Below are 22,396 nucleotides of genomic sequence, written 5' to 3'. Positions count from 1 at the left end.
GTGTCCACTTATCTGGCAGACAGCAACTCGGCAAACGTAGCAACCAGGTGATCCATCACCACCCGCACCGCAGGAGACTTGCGAATGTCGGCGTGTACCGACATCCATAGGGGACGTGGTGAAGGGGGGGCATCCACGGATACTTTGACCAGTTCCGCATCCGCGTCGCCGAGCAGGCAAGGTAGCAGGCTAAGGCCGAGGCCCGATCTCGCAGCCTGATATTGCGTCAGTACGTCGTTCGTCCGCAGCACAAAAGGACGCACGCCAGCGAAGTCCTGAAGCCAGCGCTGCTGGGGGATGTGGTCGAGGCTGGTTTCAAAACAGATGAAGGACCAAGTGTCGGGCAACGTATTTTCAGTTGCAGCATGGGCATAAAGGGCCAGCGGCAGCATCCCCACTTTTCGGACGATACGACTTTGCGTATCTGGTCGCACAAAGCCTAACGATATATCCGCCTCACCACGTTCGAGTGACACAACTGCTGATGTCGCACTCAGGACGACATGCAGTTCTGGGTAATTCGAACGTAGGCTTGCCAAGCTAGGCGCGATGACGAATGAAGTAAGAACCGGCAAGGCACTGATGACAACCGTTCCCGAAACGTCCGAGCTTTGCCCACGCACATGGCGTTGAACATCCTGAGCAATACCCTCCATTGAGGCCGCAACGTCAGCAAGAGACCGACCTTGTTCGGTCAATCGCGTTGTCCGAGGCAATCTATCAATAAGCTTGAGTCCTGTAGCAGTTTCAAGATGCGAGACGCGACGGCCTACTGTCGTATGGTCAACCCGCAACTCATTCGCCGCACCGGACAGAGAGCCGTGACGCGCCACAGCCAAAAAATACTGGAGATCCTGCCAATTCAGCATATAGGTGTGTTTCCGCACGCTTCGCCTGTGATTTCACGCATTTTATCGGCTCTTGATGCTTGAGAAGATGACATCGTCATTACTTAGGAGCGATCTACGATGTTGACCTTATTCTATGCTGCTGGCGCGAGTTCCATGGCGCCGCATATTCTGCTTCATGAGGCTGGCGTGCCGTTTCGAGCCGAACGGGTCGATCTGGCATCCAAAACGTGGACTGACGGCGATTACAACCTGATCAACCCGAAGTCTTACGTCCCAGCCCTGCGTCTAGAGGACGGTGACATGCTGACGGAATGCCTAGTCATTCTCACCTATATTGCTGACCTTGCCCCCGCAAAAACATTGCTTGCGTCACCAGACGATGTCCGGCGTTACCATGAAATGGAATGGCTCAGTTTTATCGCAACCGAGCTGCACAAGAATTTCATCACGCCTGAGCGTCACGGCGGCGTAGCCGCCAACTTTCTGTCGAAGACGGTCGAGGGGCAAGCGGTGACCCAAGTTCACGTATCACCGCGCCTCGCCTATGTTGACCGCTGCCTAGAAGGCCGTTGCTTCCTGATGGGTGAGACTTTTACAGCGCCGGACGCTTATCTATTCGTAATGCTGAGTTGGGCGCGTCGCATCGGACTTGATCTTGCACCATGGCCAAACCTCGAAGTATTCGCGACGAGGGTGACATCGATGGATTCAGTGCAAAAAACGATAAGAATAGAGGGGCCGCCCCATTCGTTGCGACCTGCTGGAGATGAGTTCCACATAGCCTCCGGCCGCCAACACACGTTGCGTGGGTAGACCCGCGCCAGCGCGAATTCATCGTCCAGGATCCCGATGGCTATCTCGTAAGGTTGGTAGAGCGTTTGGGTGAGCGGCCGGTTTATTCAATCTGAACGCTGGCTAAGGCGACCGTCCGCTTCACGCCCTGAGGAAGTCAGTCAACCTAAATCGAGGTTCTTCAGGAGCGGTGAACCACGCTTCCTCAAGGCATTCAAATAGGTGGTTTCATCGTAGGGCGTCCTGGTCTGCCAGCACCGATACAGAACCCGAATCCATTTGTGTACGAGGTTCGCGTTGAGACTATGGCTGAGCGCGATGCTGGCAATCGAAGCGCCGGGCTGGGCACACGCTTGAATGACCTGGGCCTTGAAGGACTTGGAGTAGGAACGGCGTTGTGGCTGCATGAAAATACCCGCTTGAAAGGCTAGAACTGGTGCCCACTTGAATTTAAGTGCGCACCATGTCCGGGCCTTGCGGGGCTGGGCAGATGACTTGGCCGGACGGATACCTTGCGACGATCCTCCAGCGCGCCCGATGCGCCAACCGCAAACAGCCCCGGTTTAGCGTCACCCTTCGACGGTCATGCGCATGGCCAGGCCCGCGAGGACCGTCCCCATCAGCCAGCGCTGCACGGTCTGCCACACGGGCCTGCTTGCGAGGATTGCCGCAATGGAGCCAGCCATGACGGCAATCAGGGCGTTGACGCTCACGCTAATGACGATCTGCGTAAATCCAAGCACGATGGATTGCGCCAGCACGCTGCCGTGGCCGGCGGGGTCGATGAACTGGGGCAGCAACGACAGATACATGACCGCGACTTTGGGATTCAGCAGGTTGGTGACAAACCCCATCATAAACAGCTTGCGCGGGCTGTCCTTGGGCAGGTCGCGCACCTGGAACGGAGAGCGGCCGCCGGGCTTGACCGCTTGCCAGGCCAGGTAGAGCAGATAGAGCGCGCCGCCGAGTCGCAGGGCGTCATACGCATAGGGAACCGCCAGGACCAGGGCTGTGATGCCCAAGGCGGCGCACAACATATAAACGACGAAACCCAACGCCACGCCACCCAGGGAAATCAGTCCGGCCATTCGTCCCTGGCAGATCGAACGCGAGATGAGATAGATCATGTTCGGGCCGGGAGTCAGCACCATGCCGAGTGAAATCAGGCCGTAGGCAAGCAGGTTGGACAGTTCGGGCATGGCGTAACTCCTGAAGGAAGAGATAACGAATTGAAGCTGCGCTAAATCCGTATAGAACGGCTTTCGCGATCTCTGAGGTATGGACCTGGATGGTGCGGACGATAGTAGGGCGGCCAAAGGGAGAACGTTAGATACAGATTGACTGACAAAACGTCATACAGCGGTCGCAGCACTTGATGTCGGTGGCTCGCGCCAACCGGGCGATGGCCGTCGCGCGCGGCATTTGGTGCTCGCAGAGCATGTCGGCAATTCGCTTCACGTGTTCGCGGCCTTGGCCTTGGGCCACCGCAGTTGGCGCGTCCTTTCAATTGAACCAGCAATGGCTGCTGCACGCAGGCTACGCCTATGATCCGTCGCCCATTAGAAATGCCGATCGTAGCGTGCGCGTTCCGGTTGGGAATCGCCAGGCCGTGACTTTGGGCGGTGCTTATTCGCCGAATTCCGATCTGACGATAGACTTTGCTTATGGTTATCTCTGGGATTCCAAAGTCTCAGTGAAGCAGTCGAACAACTTCTGTCTTCAGCCGGAATACAGTGCCAACTACGAAAATAGTACGAATGGATTTTCAGTGCAGGCAACCTATCGGTACTAATCGACAGGACTCAATTTTTAATAGAGTCCATTTTTGCGAGCCTTCCTGAAAGTTTCCCTTTCGTCGTTAATCAACTGCTCCGTCGGGACGTCACACCTCTGGCAGTTGATGAGCGCGCAGCGGGGGGACAAATATGAAGAGCTGTGTGAGAGGCCGATTGCGTTCTTTCACGATGCATTGCCGCCACCTCATGGGCAACCCGAAGTGTGAACTCCAATATGGCGGCATTCAGGGCGGGTAGGGCGAGCTGATTCGGGTTGATCTTGAAAAACAGGCATCGTTCTGGCTGCTCCGGCCTGAAGGTTCGCTGGTGCGGGCCTCTTTTTTGGTGATTCACATCCCTCAATGCTCATGGGCATGTGAATGGATCGTGAGGGCACCAGGTACCTTGGTGCGTTCGAGTCCCCCACGTTCCAGCCACCGGAGGGTCTGCTCATAGGCACGCTGCAGCAAAGACTCGGTCTGGTCAAAGTTGAAAACCGAGACATCCACCGGGCACAAAGGCGGGACGATGTGCAGACTGGTGAAAGTGCGGAAGTGTTCGATGTCGCTCACCAGTTGGCGCATGCTCATCAGATTGACGGTGTGCAGGGCCAAGGCGACCAGTCCTCGGGGAGGTTGCGTCAGGTCGCAACTCATTCCGGTGGGGATTACCACGACGTTGGTGGCTCCCAAGTCTACGGCAGTCGAAATAGGTGTATTGCTTGCCACGCCGCCGTCAACCAGGAACTGATCGGCGATTTGTACGCAGGGGAACACCAGCGGAATGGCAGCGCTGGCCAGCAACGCCTGCTCGAGTTCGCCACTGGACAGAACCGTCTCGGCACCACTGAGCAGGTTGGTGGTGACGATGTATAGGGGTAGCACCGCATCCTCAATGCGGTGAATGGGCAGTGCCTGACCCAGCAGCCGATTCAAGGCCGACGGCTGCAACAGATAGCCACGCCGTTTGATCAATCCTCTACAGGTATCGAACCAGGAGAGGGGGAAGATGTCAGTTTTACTCAGCCCGCGCCAGAATCCGGCGAGCGCCTCGACGCCATCGGAATCGGGTCTTGCGGCAAAGTAGGCACCATTGATAGCGCCTACCGAAGCACCAACCACCATGTCGAATCGAACATTGGCTTCGACCAGGGCCCGCAACATTCCCACCTGCACCGCCCCCAAACTGCCACCGCCAGCGAATACGATTGCGGTTTTGGTCGCCATGGCGGAAGTCTCTGTGCGCAAATGTATCGAATGAGTGTAGCTGGCGGGTCGGCATTACTCACTTTGAAGCGCAAACTCGATAGCGCTCAGCAAAGCATCGCTGCTGAAGGGCTTACGCAGGCATTCGATGGGTTTATAGCGACTGGATTCGGCCAGTGTCGCTTCATCCCAATGTGCCGACATGCAAATCACCGGGAATTTTCTGTCCTTGAGCGTCAGTGCGTGCATGACGTCTATCCCTGACAGGCCGTTCATTTTCAAATCCAGCAACAGGCAGGCGATGTCATTGAAGTTTTCCAGGGCCAGGAATTCCTCGCCCGAGGCGAATACCCGGGCGCGGTATCCGGCCGACCGAAGCAGGTTGGCCAGGCTTTTGCGCACGGACGCATCGTCGTCCACGATGCAGACGATGATCATGGCGCTGACGGATGACCCGGGCGCGGCGCAGTCATTGTTGGTAGTCATGTAGGACTCTGCACGCCAAACGTCGGCTCTGAGCTAATCAAGCCATACAGGCTGACCAGACTCACCAGCGAGCGCGTCTGCATCTTCTCCATGATGTGTTTGCGGTGGACCTTGGCGGTGATTTCGCTGGTGCCCAGCCGGTTGGCGATGTGTTTGTTGGTCAGACCCTCCACGATCAGTGGCAGCACTTCGCGCTCACGGGGGGTCAACAGGGCGGCCCTTTGACGGGCACTCTGAGTGCGTTGCCATTGCTCGAACGTCGTCGCTGCGCGCTGACGGGTGGTGCGCAGGACGTCCAGCAACTGGTCGTCGTTGAAAGGCTTGGTCAGGAACTCGACCGCTCCCGCTTTCATGGCCTGCACCGACATCGGGATGGTACCGAAACCGGTCATGAAAATCACCGGCCACGGAAGTCCGCGCCGCCCGAGTGTGGATTGCAGTTCCAGGCCTGTCGCCTCGGGCAGGCTGACGTCCAGCAACAGGCAAGCGGGGCCGATGTCGAGGTCAGCGCTGAGCAATTCTTCGGCCGAGGCGAATATCCGGTGCGCGATGCCTTCGGCCCGCAGCAGTCGGCTGAGCGCTGTGCGCACGCAGGCGTCATCGTCCACGATGAACACCGGCACACTGTCAGGATCGATCCTCTGCTGATCCTCGGACGCCAAGGGCCCCGGGGCCGCAGGATGGAACAGGGGCAGGGGTGGTTCACGTTCTTTCAATAATCGGTAACCTCGGCGCGGGACCGTCTGGATGAGCTCTTTTTCTCCGAGCAACTTGCGCAGCGAGGAAATCTGCACCTGCAGATTGTTTTCCTCGACGACGGTGTCAGGCCAGACCTGTGTGATCAATTCATCTTTGCTGACGATTCGGCCATCGGCCTGCATCAGCACCGAGAGGATTTCGAACGCCCGGCCCCCGACACGCAACGGCCGTCCATCCAGAAAGGCTTCGCGCCGTTCCAGGGAAATAGTGGCTTGGCCGAGTCGGATCATACGTTCCTCTGCTCTGCGTTGACGGGGCGTGACGCCGGAACGTCGTTTCATCAGGGCTACACGCTAGGGGACGGCCTCGCATAATGCAATTATCCCGAGGGATAACACGCGGTGATTTCAGAGCGCAAAAACCACAGGCGGCGGGGGCCCTCAACGGCCATTCTGGTGCCGAAGACGGACAGGATTGCTTGAGTGCAGCCCCCGGGCCAGAGCCTTGCGTATACTCTCAGGCTCAGCCCGAAACGAATCTTCAGCGGTGATTGTTCATGCCCAGCAGCCCTCTCTCAGCATCCGGTTCCCACAGTCTTGATGTCGTACACGATGAAGCCTGGCTGGAGCGTTGCACCTTCACCATACTGCGCCGGGAAAACGACCTGACCTGGTTCACGCTCCAGGATCGGGCATCGGGCACACGCTGGCTCGCCGCCCGGGCGCCGATTCAACGGCCTGCTCTATGCCAGCGGCTGGAGCGCGATTTTCACCTGAGGCTGGATCCGGCCTGGGCGATTGCCCCTGTCGCGTTCATCCGCTCGGCCGAGGGGCCTCTGTTGATCTATCCCGTGTCCGGGGTGCCGCTGACTGATTTGATCAGTGACACAGGGCTGCCACTGGCGCGCTTGCTGGCCATCGCCGTAGCCGCGGCTAACGCGCTGGCGAGCGCCCAGAAGATGGGTGTACGACATGCCAGCCTGCTACCCCACCACTTGGTGGTGGATATGGCTGACTCGGTCAGACTACTGAATTTTCACCGCCATGCCGGGGAAGCGCCCGCCGTTGAACTGCCCGGCCTGGAGCAATGGCCTTATCTGGCCCCCGAGCAGGTACGACGCGATGCCGCCAGTTTTGATGCGCGCAGCGATGTCTACGCGCTGTCCGCGATTCTTTATCAGGCACTGTCCGGCCGACTGCCGCTCACCGCCCGCGACCCGTCCCAATGGCTGCATGTGCACGCCGCTGTCCAGCCGCAATCACCGGCGATTCATATCGCCGATCTGCCGGAAGGCATTTGCCGAGTGCTGCTCAAAGGCCTGGCGAAAGAACCGGGTGCGCGCTACCAGAGTGCCGAATCAATGGCCGCGGATCTGGCCTGGTGCCAACGGCAGTGGCTGGAACATGAGCGTATCGACGCGTTCCGCCTGGGCGCTTTCGATGCGTTGCCTTCCTTGGCCCGCAGCGATGTGCTGTTTGGTCGAGAGGCCGAACGTACGCAGTTGGTCGAGCTGATGCATCAGGTGGGCAGCGATGGCATTGCCCGGGTTCTGCTGGTCGGTGGCGCGCCGGGTGCCGGCAAGTCGACGCTGATCCATCAGGGTGTCCGGCCCCTGGCGTCCGGCTACTGGGCCAGTGGCAAGAGCAATCTGTTGCAGCAGGAAATTCCATTTGCACCCTTGGCAGAAATCTTCAAGTCGCTGATGACCCAGTTGCTGGGCAAGCCGGCTCTGGAGTTGCAGACGCTGGGCGAGCAACTGGTCGAACGGCTCAAGGGGCGGGGCAGGCTTCTGGTGGAGTTGGCGCCCGAGGCCGAGCTGGTCATCGGGGTCACACCTGAGCTGCCGAACATGCCGGCCCGACATGCGCTCGATCACGCCAACCGGACCCTGCTCGATGTACTGGAAGTCTTCGCTCAGCCGGGACGCCCCCTGGTGCTGTTCGTAGATGACGTGCAATGGGCGGACGATTCGACGCTGTCGTTTTTGCAGGCCTTCGTCGCCCGGCGGCCTCGGCATCTGGCGCTGATCCTGGCGTATCGCGAGGCCGAGTCGCAGGCCCTCGAGCGCGAGGGGGGAGTGCTGGAGGTGCTGGGCCGCGAGCAATCGTTGCCTTGTGCAAGCGTCATGCTGGGGCCATTGTCGGTGCCCGCGGTCGCGCAGCTGATCGCCGCTGAACTGGACGCCGACCCCAAGGAGATTGAGGCGCTCGCGCAAGTCGTGCATTACAAGACGGCCGGCAATCCTCTGTTTGTCAGCCAGGTGTTGCGCGCATTGATCGATGAATGTCTGGTGTGCTTTGACGTGCAGGGTCGCCGCTGGATCTGGAATCAACAGGAGGTGGATGGTTATCGCTACGCCGACAACGTCGCGGACTTGATGGTACTGCGACTCGAACGCCTGTCACCGATGGAGCGCGAAGTGCTGCGCACGGCCGGCTATGTCGGCGGGCGCTGTGATGAATCACTGCTGCATCGGCTGTTGCCGTGTGAGCCGCAACAAATCATCCATGATGTGCAAAGCCTGGTCGATGCAGGTTTTCTGCTGCGTGAGCGCGAGCAGCTGGTGTTTCCCCATGACCGTGTGCTTGAGGCGGCCTGTCAGCTTGCGGCGCCAGCGGGACGCGCCGCCGAGCATGCGCGTATCGCTGGCGCCATGCTTGATCATTGGGGCGAGCAGATCCATGAGCGTGTGTTCGAAATCGCCAGTCAGATCCAGCGCATTGACGCCGATGAACTGGAGGCGCATCGCCGCGCCGCGTTCGTCGAGCTGTTGGTCGAAGCCGCCGAGCGCGCCCGGGGCACCGCCGCTGTCGAGCAGGCCGTGGGCTATCTGCGCATGGCCGAGAGTCTGCTCGGCCAGACGGGTTGGTCGAGCCTCTACAGCCAGACGTTTGCCACCCAATGGCTGGCTGCCGAGTGCGACATGCTCATGGCCGACCTGGAAGGCGCCCAGCGCCGCCTCGACGATTGCCTGACCCACGCCACCACAGTGCTCGACCGCGCGAAGACCTATCGGTTACGGGCCACCTTGCGCACGCTGCACTCCGATTACGAGGGGGCGATCACCGAGGCGCTGAACGGTCTGGCCTTGCTGGATATTTCCCTGCAGCGCAAGCCTTCGCAGGAACAGTTGACCCTGGCGTTTTCCCAGGTACGCGCACTCGTCGGCACACGTCAGATCGCTGATCTGGTGCATTTACCCAAAGCGAATGACCCGTCTGTCGAAGCGGCCATGGAATTGCTCAGCACGCTGACGTCCTCGTTCTTCGTCAACGACGATATTGGTTTGTTGCATCTGGCGAAAATGGTTGAACTTACGCTGCTGCATGGCACGACGCCGGGCAGCGGTTACGGGTTTGCCTGGTATGGCGTGATGATTGCCGAACGCTATGGCGAATATGTGGACGGACAAGCCTTTGCTGAATTAGCGCTTGAGCTCACCGACAAGCATGGCTATGAAGCAGGGCGCACAGGCACGCTGGTAGCGCTCGATCAAGTCAGCCCGTGGACCCGACCGATGGCCTACGCTCGACAGAAGGCGTTCGCCGCATTCGAATGCGGCCAGGCCGGTGGCGACCTGGGCATGTCCTGTTATGCCTGCAACCACATCGGATCCGATCTGCTGTTCATGGGCGAACCCTTGCAAGGAGTGTTGAACGAACTGGAGCATGGGTTGGCGTGGGTGCGGCAATTTCATTACATCGATATCGAGCGCATCCTGCTGGCGCAACAGGCATTCGCCACCGACCTGCGCGACGGGCGCCCGCATCGGCCATTGGCCGAACTGGACGGCACGGAACATGACAGGTTCGGCCCCATCGATCGCCGCAGCGTGTCACAACCGACACTGTTCTGTTCGTGGCTGTATTCCGGTATGTCGGCGTTTTATTTCGGCGATATCCCTTACGCATTGCGACGTTTCGAAGAAGCCGCCGCGCTGGCCTGGTCCATTCCGGCGCATATCAATCTCGCCGATTACTACCTGTTCTACAGCCTGGCGCTGGGCAGTGCGCAAGCGCCGGGCGAGGTGGCGGAAAAACTGGAAAAACTCGAGCGGCAACGCCAGCGGTTCCTGTCGTGGGTCGAACTCAACCCGATAACCTTCCGCAACAAATTGCTGCTGATCGAGGGCGTCATCGCCCGTTTGCGCGGTCAGGAACTGGTAGCCATCCGCTGTTTCGATCAGTCGCAGATCGCGGCGGCAGCGGCCGGTTTCATCCATGAGCAGGCGCTGGCCCATGAACAGCTGGCCGGTATCTGCCTACCCAACGGGCTGGTGTCGGGTGCCAGCCACCACCTGCGTGTCGCGCGCGACTGCTACAACCTGTGGGGTGCCGAAGGCAAGGCACGTCAATTGGAAACCTTGCACCCGTTTCTGAGTGCGCAGCCGTCGTTCGAGCCGGTCCGGCCTGTGACCCAGGTCCGCCTCGATCTTGAAGTGGGGATCGAAGCGGCGCGTGCACTGTCGCAGGAGGTTCTGCTCGACCGACTGGTCGAAACCCTGATGAATCACTTGATGATTCAGGCCGGCGCCGACAATGGCGTGCTGATGATCGTCAGCGGCGCCGAACTGCAACTGGCGGCGACGGCTTCGGTCGAAGCCGGCAATGTACGGGTCGCTCTGGACGCCGGGCAACCGCTCGAACGGATGGCGCCGACCTCGGTGCTCAACGCTACGATGCGCACGCGCACGCCCCTGGTGCTCGACGATGCCCGGGCCGATTGTCCCGAGGCCTACAGCGCCGATCTGCAACAGCGTCAGGCTCGGTCGGTGTTGTGCCTGCCGTTGCTCAAACAAGGCACGTTGATTGGCCTTGTGTATCTGGAAAACAGCCTGGTCCCCAAATTGTTCAGCGCCCAACGCCTGACCATGCTGGAAATTCTCGCCTCTCAAGCTGCGGTGTCACTGCAAACCGCCAAGCTGTATGAACAGCTGGTCGAGGACAACCAGCTGCGCGCGCAGATGGAAGCGGACTTGCGCAGTTCCCGGGCGGAACTGGCGCGTAGCTCGCACCTCAAGGTCATGGGCGAGCTTTCTGCTTCGATTGCCCATGAAATCAGCCAACCGCTACTGGGCATCGTGTCCAATGCCTCGGCCAGCCTGCGCTGGCTCAAGCGTGATCGACCCGATCTGGAAGAGGCGATTCAGGGACTGGAAGACATTCGCTCGGACAGCGCCCGCGCCGCCGACATTGTCCAGGCGCTTCGCGTACTCGCCAAACAGGTGCCGTTGCAACGGTTGCCGGTGCAAATCGATCACTTGATCGGTGAGGTCGTACGCCTGACCGCCACTGACCTTGCGAACCGCAACGTGAGCCTGGAAACCCGGCTCGATGCGCAATGCCCGGTGTCGGTCGACGCGGTACAGATCCAGCAGGTGGTGTTCAACCTGATCACCAATGCGCTGGAGGCCATCGCCGGAGCAGGGTTGCCCAATGGATGCATCATCATTGGCTCAGCGGTGAAGGACGCTCATGTTCAGGTCTGCTTCCAGGACAACGGCCCCGGAATTGACGCGCACCAGCGCGAGCAGATCTTCGATGCGTTCTACACCACCAAAGGCAGCGGCATGGGAATGGGCCTGGCCATCTGCAGGTCGGTGATCGGCGCGCACGGCGGGACGCTGGTGGTCGAGGATAGCGAGCAGGGCGCCCGGATTTGCTTCTACCTGCCACTGGCACCGGCCGGCGCCGGATAAAAAAAGGCTCTTCACGGAATTCCGGGGGAACACATATAACAAAATATCTGTAGGGGCTGCCGAAGGTTCGGGCCGCGTTCGGACGATCTTTTTGATCTTGATCTTCAGCAATCCCCAGATCGCAAAAGCAAGATCAAAAGATCGCAGCCTTCGGCAGCTCCTACGGCGTGATACATCCGCGAAATCAGGTCGGTTGGCCGGCCTGGTTCTTCATGCGTGCGCATTTCCCCGTAGGAGCTGTCGAGTGCAACGAGGCTGCGATCTTTTGGCTTTATTACTGACAAACAAGATCAAAAGATCGCAGCCTTCGGCAGCTCCTACAGTTGGGCTGGGTACATTCGAAAGAAATTGGTCGGCTATCAGGCCGCCATCGCTGGCAAGCCCGTTTCTACAGGTATCGGTGTTCCCCCGGGATTGCGTGAAGAACCTAAAAAAGGGCCGCATGAGCGGCCAAAGGGGAGGAGTTCGTTTTGTCGATCTCGATCAGTTCACGCGTGCAGCTCTTGCGCGCGCGACTGTCCCACGCCGTCGACCAGGCTTTCGCGAATTCTCCATTCGGGTATGTCCCGATCAATCACGGGTGGCTGGCCAGGGTGGCTCGCTTCATGATCAAAGGCCCGTCGCCATGCCTTGGGTGTCATCCCTTCCAGGCGGCTGAAGGTGCGGGTGAAATGCGAGTGGTCTGCGAAACCGCATTCATAGACGACATCGGTGATCGGCATCGAGGTGATCAGCAGGCTTTTGGCTTTTTCGATTTTCATCATCACTAGCCAGCCTTGCGGCGAGTGGCCGGTAACCTTTTTGAACGCCCGGGAAAAATGGCTACGGGACAGGTTGCAGTGTTCGGCAATCTCGCTGATGCGAACGCAACTGCCCATGTCACGCAGCATCAGCTCCTTGGCGCGGCGCTCCTGCCAGCCGGACAGGGCACCCAGCGGCCGGGCAAGGGTGCATGGATGGTTTGAAATCACCGATTGCGGGTTCATGGCGGCTCTCCTGATCGTTCAGGAAAGTCTGTCCGCCGGAGACATTTAAAGTCCTTAAGCAAACCTTAAGAGTTCTGAAATCCAGTGTCCGTTGCAGTGTGTCCTTCCATGCCGTTCAGCTAGCTTTGGAAGCGAAGGATGATTTGTTTTTTACCGGACTCGTCAGAGCGTTCCAAAGGTCAACTCCATCGCCAGTACAGCGGACAACGCCAGCATAATCAGCAACGCGATAAACATCAGGCTCAACTCGGCGACCTGCTTATAAAGGGCAATCGGCCTTTTCGTGACTCGTGCAATTGATTTATTAGAGGAAGCCATCACCCGTTCTCCCTTTTCCGCCCAATACGTTATCGCTCCAGAAGGAGTACAGCAGGATCACCGGCAGGATGAACTGCGCGCCGATCAGGGCGGACAGCCGACGGGTGGCCGGTGATGCCGCCGCCCGCAGGCTGACGGATGGCGGGCCGAAATCATCCAGCGGCACGGCGTTGGCGGTAGTCAGGGTAAGGCGCATCGCACAGGGCGGGCTTGACCTGAGCAGCAAGGCGATGGCGTTGCATGGTGGTGTCGCACGATTCATTTTTCACTCCTCGCATCATGCCGGGCCCGCCGTCTCCATGATGTCCGGGACGACAGCTGTTGCGGGTACCAGGGGGGCTGCAACTAATGAGCCACTTCAATAGCGCAAAGGAAAAATTAAAATGAATGAACAGGCTCTGAGTGTTTGACGCGAGAGAAAAGGGGAAGGGGGGAATATTCCTCAAATCAGGTGGTAAACGCCCGGTAGGGTGGGTGAAATGCCCCATTTATGGAGATAGCCGCGGCCCTTTTTCACCGACCGCTTTGGGTAGGGGCTTCTCGTACCCGACGGCGGTTCGACCGGCTGCGATTGGCCTACCGCAACGAGCGATAGGCAATGGGGTCGATGTAAGCCGACTGCAGGTCGCGCTCCGGGATCTCCCAGATGATTTGCCTTGGCGGCGTTTCTTTGGAGGCCGGGTTGTTGAGGTAGCTGTTTGCAGCACCAGAGAACGCTCCGCCGTCTTTGGCGAAGTTACCTATGGGGGCGCCCAGTGCCTGTTGCAGAAACCCTGCGAAGTTGGAGTTGCGTGAGAATGAAGTGCCGATGAGCACGGTATTGGGGAGGTCGGCATCGCCAAACAGGTCTGCCTCAGTATCAGGGCTGGCGGCTGACGCAACGGGAAGTTCGTGGGTGCGGGTCTCGGCGAGCATTTCGGGTGTGGGTTGCCATTTGAGCGGCAGCCAGTCGATGCCCGCCAGATGGACCAGGTCGCCAGGTCGCACCGCGAGCGGGGCATGACTTTCGTTGAACGACCTGCGTGGCGTTGCGCTGATGCCCAGGGTCTTCAGGCGCTGCGCGATGGCCTCGGCCGCCGCCTTCGCACCGGATTCGCTCCAGTGCGTATCGGTGCGCAACCAGGCACTGGCCCCCAGCGGCATCAGCGCACCGGTGAGGTCCAGATTCGACACGCCCCCCGCATCCAGCTTCGAGGTCCAGGCCAGGATGCGCCCTTCGAAAGCGGCCGGGCGGTGCAGTGCGCAACGCTGCCCGGCAGCGATGCGGCTCTTGTCTGGAACGATGACCACCAGCAGGCCGATGTCACGTTGGGAGAGCTGCTGCTTCAGATCAATCACTGCCTGGACTTTGGCATCGGCATTGCGCTGTGCCTGATGATTGACCTTGAGTTCATCGGCCAAAAACAACCAGTCAGGACAACCCGAGCGAACCCTCGGCCCCGTGTCGCGCAGGAGCAGCCAACTGACACCGCGCTCCAGCTCGGCGAAGGTCGTGGGGAGGTAAGCGTTGGACAGTTCCTTGGCGATCCGATGGGTGATATCGCCATCGAGAATCTGCGCGGTCAGCACTTTATCGGGTAGCAGCGAGATCTGCCCTGAAACGATCAGACGGCCAGAGGACAGCAGGCCGACGACCAGGAATATCAGCAGCGCCACGCCGGCCAACCGACTGCTGCGTGTCGCCAGATCATCTGGCTGAGTGGGGGGCGGGGTGTGCTTTAAGCTCGTCATCAGAATTGGAAATACAGGAAGGGTACGGTTTCGCGACTGGCGATCAATGCGAACGACAGCATGAAACCGGCGATGGGCCAAAGGGCGGCGGTGTAGAGCGAAAGGCCGCCCAGTTGTTTCTCACAGTAAGGGCGCAGCAGCGGTGCGACGACACCGAACACTCCGAGCAAACCCGCAAGGCCGTGCACCGGGCGCAGGGTCGTGGACAGTTCGTCACCGAGGGCGATGCCCTGCAGACCGAACTGTCCGGCATACAAGCTCAGCGCGCTATGAAAGTCGGGGGCGCGGAACAGTGTCCAGGCCAGGCACACGAACAGCAGTGTCAGGCCATGGGAAAGCACCGGTGGCACCGCGGGCAGGGAAGAGCTGTTCCAGGCACGATTCACACACAACGCAATGCCATGGGCGCTGCCCCACAGCAGATAATTCCAGCTATCGCCACCGTGCCAGAGGCCGGCGATGGCCATGATCAGGAACAGGTTGCGGTAGGTTTTCCAGGTGCCGTTGCGATTGCCGCCCAGCGAAATATACAGATAGTCGCGTAACCAGCTGGACAGCGACAGATGCCAGCGGCGCCAGAAGTCCTGGATGCTGTTGGCCAGATACGGACGATCGAAGTTCTCGGGAAAGTGAAATCCCAGCATCAGCCCCAGCCCGATGGCCATGGCACTGTAGCCGGCGAAGTCGAAGAACAGTTGCAAGGAATAGGCAAGGCAGCCAACCCAGGCGTCGGAGAAGCTGGGGTTCGGCACACTGAACGCCACGTCGACTACCGGCGACAGGGTGTCGGCCACCAGGACCTTCATGCACATCCCGACCATGAATCGGCGTGCGCCCAGCGAGAAATTCTGCAGGTTGAAGTAACGTTGATTCAGCTCACGCCGAACCCAGTCATAGCGAATGATGGGGCCGGCGACCGAATGGCCGAACATCGAAATATAGGTGGCGTAGTGAGTGAAGCTGCGTTCAACCGGCACGGTACGGCGATGCACATCCACCAGATAGGAAATCGCCTGCAAGACGATAAACGACAGCCCCGCCGGCATGATGACCCGCTCCCAGTCCGGGGGCATGGCGCCGTACCCGGTGAAGGTATCGATCAAGGTGCCGGCAACGATGTTGGCGTACTTGTACCAGCACAGCACCGCCGTGTTGAGCACGATCAGCGTCGCGAGTAGCCGCACGCGGCCCTTGCCATCTTCGCGCAAGGCGTCAATCAGCAAGCCGCCGACCCACGCCGTGATCGTCAGCACCACATGCACCGCGAGGAACCGTGGGCTCAACCAGCCATAGAACAGCCAGCTGCCGATCAGTAACGTGACGTTGCGCCAGGCGGCCGGGCACACGGCATAGGCCGCCAGGAACAGCGACAGGAACAACGTCAGAAACTCGAGAGAGGCAAAAACCATGGTGGTGGCGCGATCCGATCAGTGGGCCAGGACGTCAGTCGCGAGCAACAGGTGAGGGCCATTTGCGCCAGGTAGCAGCACAACGCTATAGCGCTCGCCAGCCTTGAGCTGGCCCAGGTCCAGCGGGGCACCAACGTTGGTTTGGGCGCAGACCAATTGCACCGACAGGTTGACCGGGTTGATCGCTCGGCGTTGCACGCTGCCGTCGGCCACCGCCTTGAACAGGTCGGCGTTCTTCCCCGCCGCGCGCAAACCGGCCTGGGTGCACGCTGGATCGGCGCTGATAAACGCCAGCGAGGCTCTCAGGCTATTGAAGTCGTCGGGTTGCTCACGGATGACGACCTGGCGGATACCTTGAGCGCTGTCTGGCAAGGCGATCACACTGGCGAATTCGCCTGCTGCCACCTGGATGTCCAGCGGCTGGCTTTTGCCGTTGCGTTGCAGGGTGCCCTTGATCGGCTGATTGGCGGGCACGGGCAGGTAGTCGGACACGGCATTCGAGCCTTCCAGTTTGAGGCTTGCGCGCGAGCCTTCGGCCAGCAGCTGCAGCGGTTGGTCGGCGGCGTTGATAAAGCGCAGGAAGGCCGAGTCCTGATCCGGGCCCGTCGGGTACAGGGCAATGTCGGCGGCCTGGGCGTGCAGGCTCAGCATCAAGGGCACGAACAGCGCCCAGCCACAGGTGGACCGGGTCATTTGCCGGCTCCCGTGCTGCTGACAGTGTCGGCAGGCAGTTTGGCCAACGCGCCACCAATCGCATTGCCCCAGGATTGATAACCGGCGACGGTGAAGTGCTGCCCATCGGTGGTGATCCACTGCCCGGGTTTGGAGAACGTCAGCGAATCGATGTAGGTGCAAGGCGCCACGTTCGCGGCCAGAAACTGCGACATCAATTGGGTGCGGGCATCATTCTTCTGGTACATGCCACCGGCTTTGCCCCAGGCCGGACCCACCCAGGCGCAGCGGGTTCCGGTAGCGGCAATGGCCTTGGCCAGGCCGGTGACGCTTTGCCATGCCCAGGCCTTCGGAAACACCGGTTTGTCATAGGACGCCATGGTGTCGCCGATGACCACTACCACCAGGTCGGGCTTGTCGGCGGCGATCAGGTCCTGGATCGGTGTGGTGGTTGCCTCGCGCCCCTTGATCACGATCTTGTCGTTGCCTTTGCGCTCGGCGCCGCAGTCGACCTTCTTGCTGATCAGCCAGTCACCGGCGCTGGCGCCGCAGGCACCGATGGAGTGGACCTGGGCGCCTTGGCGAGTCAGGTTGTCGTGCAGCGGCTCCAGCAAATGGTCCGCGAGGCTCATATGGCTCTCCCCAAGGACAAGGAGAGTCAGACCGGCAAGGGCAGAAGTGGGCATCGAAAGCTCCAGAATGATCAGTTGGAATAAGGCGAGGTGTACGGGCTGACCGGCAGGCTCATGGGGCCGCTGATCTCCTCGAACTGGTAGCGCAAGGACAGGGCACCGCTGATTTGTTGGTAGTCGCGGGCGTTGTCCAGGCCCAGATTGGCGCCCAGCAGGAAGTTCGCAGCGACCTTGTATTCAGCCGCCGCGGCGACGCTGTAGCCGATCCCGGTTTTGTTTTGCCCTTCGTAGCGCAGGCCCGAGGCTGCTTGCAGGGCTTTGTCGTTGGGGAAATAGTCGACGCTGTCCTGCTCGAAATGCTGCACGCCGACCGAGCCCTTGACTTGATACGTCAAGCGCCCGGTGCGTTGTGCCCAGGTCACCGGAATGCCCAGGGCGAAGAACGTCTGCGGGCTGAAATAGCCGCCGTGTCCGTAGGTGAAAAAGTCCTGGTTGTTGGCGTAGCTGATGCCGGTCATGCTCAAGCCGACGGTCAGTTTGCTGTCCGTTGCATTTTGCAGGTACCAGTACACACCGCTGCCCAATTCACTGCGGCTGTTGGACTCGACATGGTTGCCCAATAGCTGGTGCCAGGAGGCGTAGCCATAGGCGCCGACTTCGCTGTCGTCAAAGCTCAACTGACCACGCCCGCCGTTGGCGGTCACACCGCCCCAGGACTGCCCGCTGCGTTTGTCCGTGGTGCCGGCAAACGAGGTGAGGCTGTCAGTCACCGGACGCCGGGAAACGCTCACGCCGTAGCGGACATTAGAGGTGTCGCTGATGGGGCGATCAATGCTGATGCCGCCCGTGGCAGTGGTGTATTTGAAACCGAGCGGGGTGGTACCGAGATCGGCTTTGAGCCCATCCGCGGGCCGTTGAAGGGCGACGGAAAGGCCGACGCCCTCGGCTTTCTGCGAACCGACGCTGCCGCTCTGCGCACCGTTGCCAAAACGCGACAGCGCCTCGCTGTTGGCACTGCCGGCGTTCAGCGAGACGGGCGTCACGCGTAGCGCAACGCGGCTCTCATCCAGCGGGATATTGATTTCCAGCGGTGTTTCAATATCGGTGAGTTTGCTCAGTCCCTTTTCACTGTTGTTGCTGCGAATGCTCACGCCCTGGGTGACGTAGGCACTGCGCTCCTGAAGGATTTTATTGAGCGCCAATTGCGCGGGGCTGATGTCCTCGCTCACCAGTGCTGCACGGGGCAACTGCGACTCGAATGGGTTGCTCGCCTGCTGCGGCCTTGGCGGGGCGTCGATGGCAAAAGGGGCGCTGCCCGGCATCTCCTGAACCGGTGGCGGGATGGCTGCCAGCAAGGTGTCGCGACTGACTTCGTTACGTGAACCCGACACCCCGGCAAAAGGGTTGGGCGCCATCGTAGAACCGGCCAGTTGGCCGCCTTGGCTTCTGCGTTTCTCGCTCTGTTCGATGGCCACGGCTTTGCGCAGCAGATCAGCCGCCGTGCCGGTCTTGCCCATGTTCTGGTAGAGGCGCGCGGCCTCGGTCAGCGTTTGAGGGTTACCGGATTCGGTCTTGAGCAGCTGTTGCAGCGCCTGTTCGGCAAAGGTCGCGTCATGTGCCAGCACCGCCGCGTCGGCAGCACCCAGCAGCAGTTGCGGGTCGTTTGGCTGGCGCTGTAACAGCGGTTTGTAGAGTTCGAGGGCTTTTGCCGTATCGCCGTTTGCCGAGTACATCCGCGCCAGGGCCGCGATGGCCGCGCTGTCACCGGGACGTTGCGCCAGTGCGGGCGCCAGCGTGTCATAGGCGTTGGCCAGATCGCCTCGCTCACGCAGCTGGTCCGCCTGGCGGATGCGATAGAGATAGAGCAGGTCGTCGAATCGCTTGCGGGCCGGCGCGTTCAAGGGCTTGTTCTGAAGGTCGCGCAGAATCTGGTTGACCTGCGTGTCTTCTCCGGTTTTAAGCAGGACAGCGGCGTATTGCAGGATGAAGTCCGCCGAGGGCGCTGTGGTCTGTTGCAACCGGCCGCGCATGAGGGCCAGCGCACGGCCCGGCTCGCCGATGTCGACGTAGGCCGAGGCCAGGCTGGCCGTGCGGTCTGGACTGTCGTTGGCCGTCGGCTGAATGCGCTCGAGCAAGGTCAGGGCTTCCTGGCGCTGTCCGCGCTTGCCCAACTCGATCACCTGGTTGAGTTGCAGGTTGAGGCTGACGTCAGCGGCCAGCGCTTGCATGTCCGGGGTGCGCTGGTTGGGGCGCAAGCGTCCCAAGGTTGTCTGGGCGGCTTTCCACTCACCCATCTGGACCGACAGCAAGGCGCTGACGTAAAGCGCATCGGCATTGTCGGGGTGGGCCTGGAGCATGGCATTGATCAGGTCCCGAGCCTTCTGGGGTTCGCCCATCGCCAGATTAAGGCGGGCCAGGGCGAAACGCGTCCAGATGTTGTCCGGCTCAACGCGCAGCGCGTCTTGCAAGGCGTTACGCGCAGCGGGCAAGTCGTTGCGTTGTTCGGCGAGGGCGGCCAGTTGCGTCGCGCGCAAGGCTTGCAGGCGTGCGGACTGGCCGATCTTTGCCTGTCCGGTGGCGGGCAGGCTGTTGATCAGTTGCAGGGCTTGATCGTTCTTGCCGCTCTTGAGCAGCACGTTGACCAGGCCTTCCTGTGCTTGAGGGTCGTCGCGGCGCAGGCTGAGCACCTGGCGATAGTTGCGCTGGGCGTCATCGAACTGGCCCGCGCCGGTCTGAATGTCCGCCAGGGCGAGGCGAGCGTCCAACCCGTTTGGGTTGAGCCGCAGCGCCTGGTTGACCAAGTCCTGTGCCTGGGCTGTCTGGCCTTTGGCCTGGGCGTCGCGGGCCTGTTGCAACGCAGACCAGTAGCGCACTTCGTTCAGCGCAACTTGCCAGTGGCTGCCGCCTTGTTGTCGCGTGGCCTGACCCAGGAGCTTTTGCGCTTCGTCCAGTCGGTGTTGCTGCTGGCGAACAACCCCAAGGCCACCCAGCGCGTCGGCATCGTCGGGCCGGGTTTTCAAGCGCGCCTGAAAAGCCTGTTCTGCGGTGGCCTGATCGCCTTCCTTGAGCGCCTTCAGGCCGCGCGCGACTTCGGCGGGCGGTTGCCATTCCTTGCTGGCCGTCGTCGCTGCCTGTTGCTTGCCCTTGTTCATCTGCGCGCGGATTTCCACGTCATCCGGATGCGTCTTGAGGTACGCCTCGAACAACGGCACTTGTGCCGGATCGGGCTGACCGATCCAGGTCAGCGCCAGGCGCCAGCTTTCGTCGGCATCACCGGCAATGTCGGTACGTTGGGTCAGCGCGGCCAGGGCGCGGATGCCCTCGGCACGGCTGTCCTCATGGCGCACCAGATGCTTGGCGTAAAACAGCGCGACGATCGAGTCGTTGGGCATTTCACGTTGCAGGCGCTGAAATCCGCCACGCGCTTCAACCCAGTCAGCCTGATTGAAGGCAAGGTTGTTGTAATACTCGCGGCCGATCGTACCTTGAGGTGGACGGCCATCGAACAGCGAGCGAAACACCACGGTCGCCTTGTCACGCTCACCGGCATCGACGAGGCGCCGAGCCTCTTCCAGGCGCTGCTGGTTCTGCGGTTGTGCCAGGGCGATGTCCTGCGCCAATTGCAGTGCCTGCCGAGGCAAAGGCTCGATGGCCTGCAAGCGGGCGAGGTATTGCTGCGCCTGTTGTGGCTTGTCCTGTTGCACGCCGATCAAGCCCAGTCCATACAGGGCGTCAACCTGGACCGGGTCCAGCAACAGGACTTTCAGCCAGACTTCCGCCGCGCGTTGAGGGTTTTTGTGCGACTGCCAGTACTGCCCTTGCTCGACGAGCAATGTCTGTGGCGTCGGACTTTGAGCGTGGGCAGCAGCGGCCGTCCATGCGCTCATGACGGCGATGGCTAGCGTGCGGTGGTGCGCGTGCATGCGGTCTCCCAGGAGAGTTTCAGCGTTCCGTCTTCCCGGAATCGATAATGTTTATCTGCCCAGCCGAGCGCGAACAGGCTGAGCATGAAGTTGTAGTAACGCGGCGGACCGGCGTCGGTATTGGGCCTCGCCAGCGCTTCGCGCAAGGCGACTTCCACGCGGTCTCGTTGCTGATCGGCCAACCTGGGTTGCCCCTTGGCCTGAAGGTAGGGAATCAGTGCAGCCCGGAAGCCGAAAGGGCTCTGACCCTGGACACTGCCGTGCAGAACCTGGACCGTTTCCGGGGGGGAGCCCGTCGCGACAGTGCTGCGGGCCATACCGTCCAGCCGTTTGAGCAGCAGCGCTGCCAGCGGTTCGGAGGTATCACTCATGCCCAGCCAGAGGTACACGCGAATGGCGTCGTAGCTGCCCGTGTCGCCGTTGACCGGGTCGCTCACGAAGACCCCCGATTGTGCTGAAGTGCCTTGATAACCGACCCAGTCCGCGATGAAACCGTGGCGGCTGGATTGGGCAATCATCGTCGCGGTGTTATCGGCAATCGCTTGCCAGGGCCCGGAGGGTGCTTCCTTGGCCAGCCGCCGTAACAGCGGCAGTGGCAGGTAGCTGGGGTTCAGGCGCCAGAGCGCGTCCGGCTGGACGAAGCCCTGTGGTCCAGGCAAAACCATTGGGCCCAGCCCGGGCAAATTGACGACCAATTGCGCTTCGATCGTCGCCATCAGCTGCAGGGCGTCCCGGTGATAGTCCGGCCGATGCCACAGGCGCGCGGCTTCGAGCAGGGCGTAGGCGATCCACAGGTCGGCGTCGGCGGCCGAATTGACGTCTTGCAGGCGCCACTGACCGTCTTTGCCTTGCCCCCATAACCAGCCCGGCAGGCGTGTGGCGGTGTCTGCGCCTGCGAGGTTGGCCGAGGTCCAGCGCCAGAGTTTGTCAAAGCGTGGCTGATCGTTGCCGATCAGTGCGAAGAGCATGCCGTAGGACTGCCCTTCAGAGGTGCTGTGATTGTTCTCAAGGCTCGATTCCAGAACCCGGCCGTCGGCCTGGACGAAGCGTGTTGCATAGGTTTGCCAAAGTGGCCAGGCCGGCGGCTCGCAGGAGCTTGCGGCCGCCATCGCCGGCGCCAACAGGGCGAGCGCGAGCACAGCGCTCAACCTGCGCGCGTTACCGCGCAGGCCCTGGCGAAGTGAAGCACCCCGGCTGCTCATGGACGGCACAGGCATGA

At 60.8% G+C, this 22,396-nt stretch carries 17 protein-coding genes and 2 pseudogenes; 4 read left to right on the top strand and 15 right to left on the bottom strand.

Annotated elements, in window-relative coordinates:
- Positions 1–8: 8 nt before the first annotated feature.
- Positions 9–869 (bottom strand): LysR family transcriptional regulator, encoded by an 861-nt coding sequence (locus tag KW849_RS30290; RefSeq protein WP_218433718.1) that lies wholly within the window; start codon positions 867–869, stop codon positions 9–11.
- 99 nt (positions 870–968) lie between these two features.
- On the opposite strand from KW849_RS30290, the gene KW849_RS30285 reads away from it, so the two are divergent.
- Positions 969–1,664 (top strand): glutathione S-transferase N-terminal domain-containing protein, encoded by a 696-nt coding sequence (locus KW849_RS30285; RefSeq protein WP_218433716.1) that lies wholly within the window; start codon positions 969–971, stop codon positions 1,662–1,664.
- Positions 1,661–1,759: pseudogene (locus tag KW849_RS31630) on the top strand (VOC family protein); the annotation flags it as partial. The gene KW849_RS30285 and the pseudogene KW849_RS31630, both read left to right, overlap by 4 nt.
- Before the next feature lie 45 nt (positions 1,760–1,804).
- On the opposite strand, the gene KW849_RS30280 reads toward KW849_RS31630, so the two are convergent.
- Both KW849_RS30280 and KW849_RS30275 read right to left on the bottom strand, forming a co-directional pair.
- Positions 1,805–2,050 carry a transposase gene (locus KW849_RS30280; RefSeq protein WP_218433713.1) on the bottom strand — a complete coding sequence of 82 codons (246 nt, stop codon included), beginning with the start codon at positions 2,048–2,050 and terminating at the stop codon, positions 1,805–1,807.
- Between the two features lie 162 nt (positions 2,051–2,212).
- Positions 2,213–2,842: a LysE family translocator gene (locus KW849_RS30275; RefSeq protein ID WP_218433711.1), complete on the bottom strand. Its 630-nt coding sequence runs from the start codon at positions 2,840–2,842 to the stop codon at positions 2,213–2,215.
- A gap of 278 nt (positions 2,843–3,120) precedes the next feature.
- Here KW849_RS30275 and KW849_RS30270 point away from each other — a divergent pair.
- Positions 3,121–3,435 (top strand): annotated as a pseudogene (locus KW849_RS30270) (outer membrane protein transport protein); the annotation flags it as partial.
- Positions 3,436–3,777: 342 nt separating this feature from the next.
- Here the strand turns inward: KW849_RS30270 and KW849_RS30265 are convergent.
- The 3 genes from KW849_RS30265 to KW849_RS30255 are packed head-to-tail and all read right to left on the bottom strand — an operon-like array spanning position 3,778 to position 6,098.
- Entirely contained in the window at positions 3,778–4,644 is an 867-nt protein-coding gene (locus tag KW849_RS30265; RefSeq protein ID WP_218433709.1) for a patatin-like phospholipase family protein, read from the bottom strand.
- 54 nt (positions 4,645–4,698) lie between these two features.
- Positions 4,699–5,061: a response regulator transcription factor gene (locus KW849_RS30260; protein WP_218433841.1), complete on the bottom strand. Its 363-nt coding sequence runs from the start codon at positions 5,059–5,061 to the stop codon at positions 4,699–4,701.
- 44 nt (positions 5,062–5,105) lie between these two features.
- Positions 5,106–6,098 (bottom strand): response regulator, encoded by a 993-nt coding sequence (locus KW849_RS30255; protein ID WP_218433707.1) that lies wholly within the window; start codon positions 6,096–6,098, stop codon positions 5,106–5,108.
- Positions 6,099–6,451: 353 nt separating this feature from the next.
- Between KW849_RS30255 and KW849_RS30250 the strand changes: the two genes are divergently transcribed.
- Complete coding sequence (locus KW849_RS30250; RefSeq protein ID WP_218433840.1) at positions 6,452–11,506, top strand: AAA family ATPase; 5,055 nt, start codon at positions 6,452–6,454, stop codon at positions 11,504–11,506.
- Positions 11,507–11,994: 488 nt separating this feature from the next.
- On the opposite strand, the gene KW849_RS30245 is transcribed toward KW849_RS30250, so the two are convergent.
- The 9 genes from KW849_RS30245 to bcsZ all read right to left on the bottom strand — a co-directional run bounded on the left by KW849_RS30245 (position 11,995) and on the right by bcsZ (position 22,394).
- The gene (locus KW849_RS30245; protein ID WP_218433705.1) at positions 11,995–12,492 is read right to left on the bottom strand and encodes a helix-turn-helix transcriptional regulator; all 498 of its coding nucleotides are present in this window, start codon (positions 12,490–12,492) and stop codon (positions 11,995–11,997) included.
- 162 nt (positions 12,493–12,654) lie between these two features.
- Positions 12,655–12,810 carry a hypothetical protein gene (locus KW849_RS30240; RefSeq protein ID WP_218433703.1) on the bottom strand — a complete coding sequence of 52 codons (156 nt, stop codon included), beginning with the start codon at positions 12,808–12,810 and terminating at the stop codon, positions 12,655–12,657.
- Complete coding sequence (locus tag KW849_RS31620; protein WP_256357459.1) at positions 12,797–13,072, bottom strand: hypothetical protein; 276 nt, start codon at positions 13,070–13,072, stop codon at positions 12,797–12,799. The genes KW849_RS30240 and KW849_RS31620 overlap by 14 nt, the downstream gene beginning before the upstream one ends.
- A gap of 314 nt (positions 13,073–13,386) precedes the next feature.
- The gene (locus tag KW849_RS30230) at positions 13,387–14,541 is read right to left on the bottom strand and encodes a cell division protein FtsQ (RefSeq protein ID WP_218433701.1); all 1,155 of its coding nucleotides are present in this window, start codon (positions 14,539–14,541) and stop codon (positions 13,387–13,389) included.
- The gene (locus KW849_RS30225; protein WP_218433699.1) at positions 14,541–15,950 is read right to left on the bottom strand and encodes an MBOAT family protein; all 1,410 of its coding nucleotides are present in this window, start codon (positions 15,948–15,950) and stop codon (positions 14,541–14,543) included. The genes KW849_RS30230 and KW849_RS30225 overlap by 1 nt, the downstream gene beginning before the upstream one ends.
- 18 nt (positions 15,951–15,968) lie before the next feature.
- The gene (locus KW849_RS30220) at positions 15,969–16,643 is read right to left on the bottom strand and encodes an alginate O-acetyltransferase AlgF (protein ID WP_218433697.1); all 675 of its coding nucleotides are present in this window, start codon (positions 16,641–16,643) and stop codon (positions 15,969–15,971) included.
- Positions 16,640–17,308: an SGNH/GDSL hydrolase family protein gene (locus KW849_RS30215; protein WP_218433695.1), complete on the bottom strand. Its 669-nt coding sequence runs from the start codon at positions 17,306–17,308 to the stop codon at positions 16,640–16,642. The genes KW849_RS30220 and KW849_RS30215 overlap by 4 nt, the downstream gene beginning before the upstream one ends.
- Before the next feature lie 17 nt (positions 17,309–17,325).
- Positions 17,326–21,177, bottom strand: coding sequence for a cellulose biosynthesis protein BcsC (locus KW849_RS30210; RefSeq protein ID WP_218433687.1), 3,852 nt, complete (start codon positions 21,175–21,177; stop codon positions 17,326–17,328).
- The gene (bcsZ, locus tag KW849_RS30205) at positions 21,153–22,394 is read right to left on the bottom strand and encodes a cellulose synthase complex periplasmic endoglucanase BcsZ (RefSeq protein ID WP_256357458.1); all 1,242 of its coding nucleotides are present in this window, start codon (positions 22,392–22,394) and stop codon (positions 21,153–21,155) included. Before bcsZ ends, KW849_RS30210 begins: the two co-directional genes overlap by 25 nt.
- Between the last annotated feature and the right edge of the window lie 2 nt (positions 22,395–22,396).

This window comes from Pseudomonas sp. PDM26 (genome assembly GCF_019219185.1).
Lineage (GTDB): Bacteria > Pseudomonadota > Gammaproteobacteria > Pseudomonadales > Pseudomonadaceae > Aquipseudomonas.
This window is presented reverse-complemented; position numbering and strand designations above follow the sequence as displayed.

What these genes read in the sequence shown, in the direction of transcription:
- KW849_RS30290 (WP_218433718.1), bottom strand. Translation starts at nt 869, where the DNA reads ATGCTGAATTGGCAGGATCTCCAGTATTTTTTGGCTGTGGCGCGTCAC.
- KW849_RS30285 (WP_218433716.1), top strand. Translation starts at nt 969, where the DNA reads ATGTTGACCTTATTCTATGCTGCTGGCGCGAGTTCCATGGCGCCGCAT.
- KW849_RS30280 (WP_218433713.1), bottom strand. Translation starts at nt 2,050, where the DNA reads ATGCAGCCACAACGCCGTTCCTACTCCAAGTCCTTCAAGGCCCAGGTC.
- KW849_RS30275 (WP_218433711.1), bottom strand. Translation starts at nt 2,842, where the DNA reads ATGCCCGAACTGTCCAACCTGCTTGCCTACGGCCTGATTTCACTCGGC.
- KW849_RS30265 (WP_218433709.1), bottom strand. Translation starts at nt 4,644, where the DNA reads ATGGCGACCAAAACCGCAATCGTATTCGCTGGCGGTGGCAGTTTGGGG.
- KW849_RS30260 (WP_218433841.1), bottom strand. Translation starts at nt 5,061, where the DNA reads ATGATCATCGTCTGCATCGTGGACGACGATGCGTCCGTGCGCAAAAGC.
- KW849_RS30255 (WP_218433707.1), bottom strand. Translation starts at nt 6,098, where the DNA reads ATGATCCGACTCGGCCAAGCCACTATTTCCCTGGAACGGCGCGAAGCC.
- KW849_RS30245 (WP_218433705.1), bottom strand. Translation starts at nt 12,492, where the DNA reads ATGAACCCGCAATCGGTGATTTCAAACCATCCATGCACCCTTGCCCGG.
- KW849_RS30240 (WP_218433703.1), bottom strand. Translation starts at nt 12,810, where the DNA reads ATGGCTTCCTCTAATAAATCAATTGCACGAGTCACGAAAAGGCCGATT.
- KW849_RS31620 (WP_256357459.1), bottom strand. Translation starts at nt 13,072, where the DNA reads ATGAATCGTGCGACACCACCATGCAACGCCATCGCCTTGCTGCTCAGG.
- KW849_RS30230 (WP_218433701.1), bottom strand. Translation starts at nt 14,541, where the DNA reads ATGACGAGCTTAAAGCACACCCCGCCCCCCACTCAGCCAGATGATCTG.
- KW849_RS30225 (WP_218433699.1), bottom strand. Translation starts at nt 15,950, where the DNA reads ATGGTTTTTGCCTCTCTCGAGTTTCTGACGTTGTTCCTGTCGCTGTTC.
- KW849_RS30220 (WP_218433697.1), bottom strand. Translation starts at nt 16,643, where the DNA reads ATGACCCGGTCCACCTGTGGCTGGGCGCTGTTCGTGCCCTTGATGCTG.
- KW849_RS30215 (WP_218433695.1), bottom strand. Translation starts at nt 17,308, where the DNA reads ATGCCCACTTCTGCCCTTGCCGGTCTGACTCTCCTTGTCCTTGGGGAG.
- KW849_RS30210 (WP_218433687.1), bottom strand. Translation starts at nt 21,177, where the DNA reads ATGCACGCGCACCACCGCACGCTAGCCATCGCCGTCATGAGCGCATGG.
- bcsZ (WP_256357458.1), bottom strand. Translation starts at nt 22,394, where the DNA reads ATGCCTGTGCCGTCCATGAGCAGCCGGGGTGCTTCACTTCGCCAGGGC.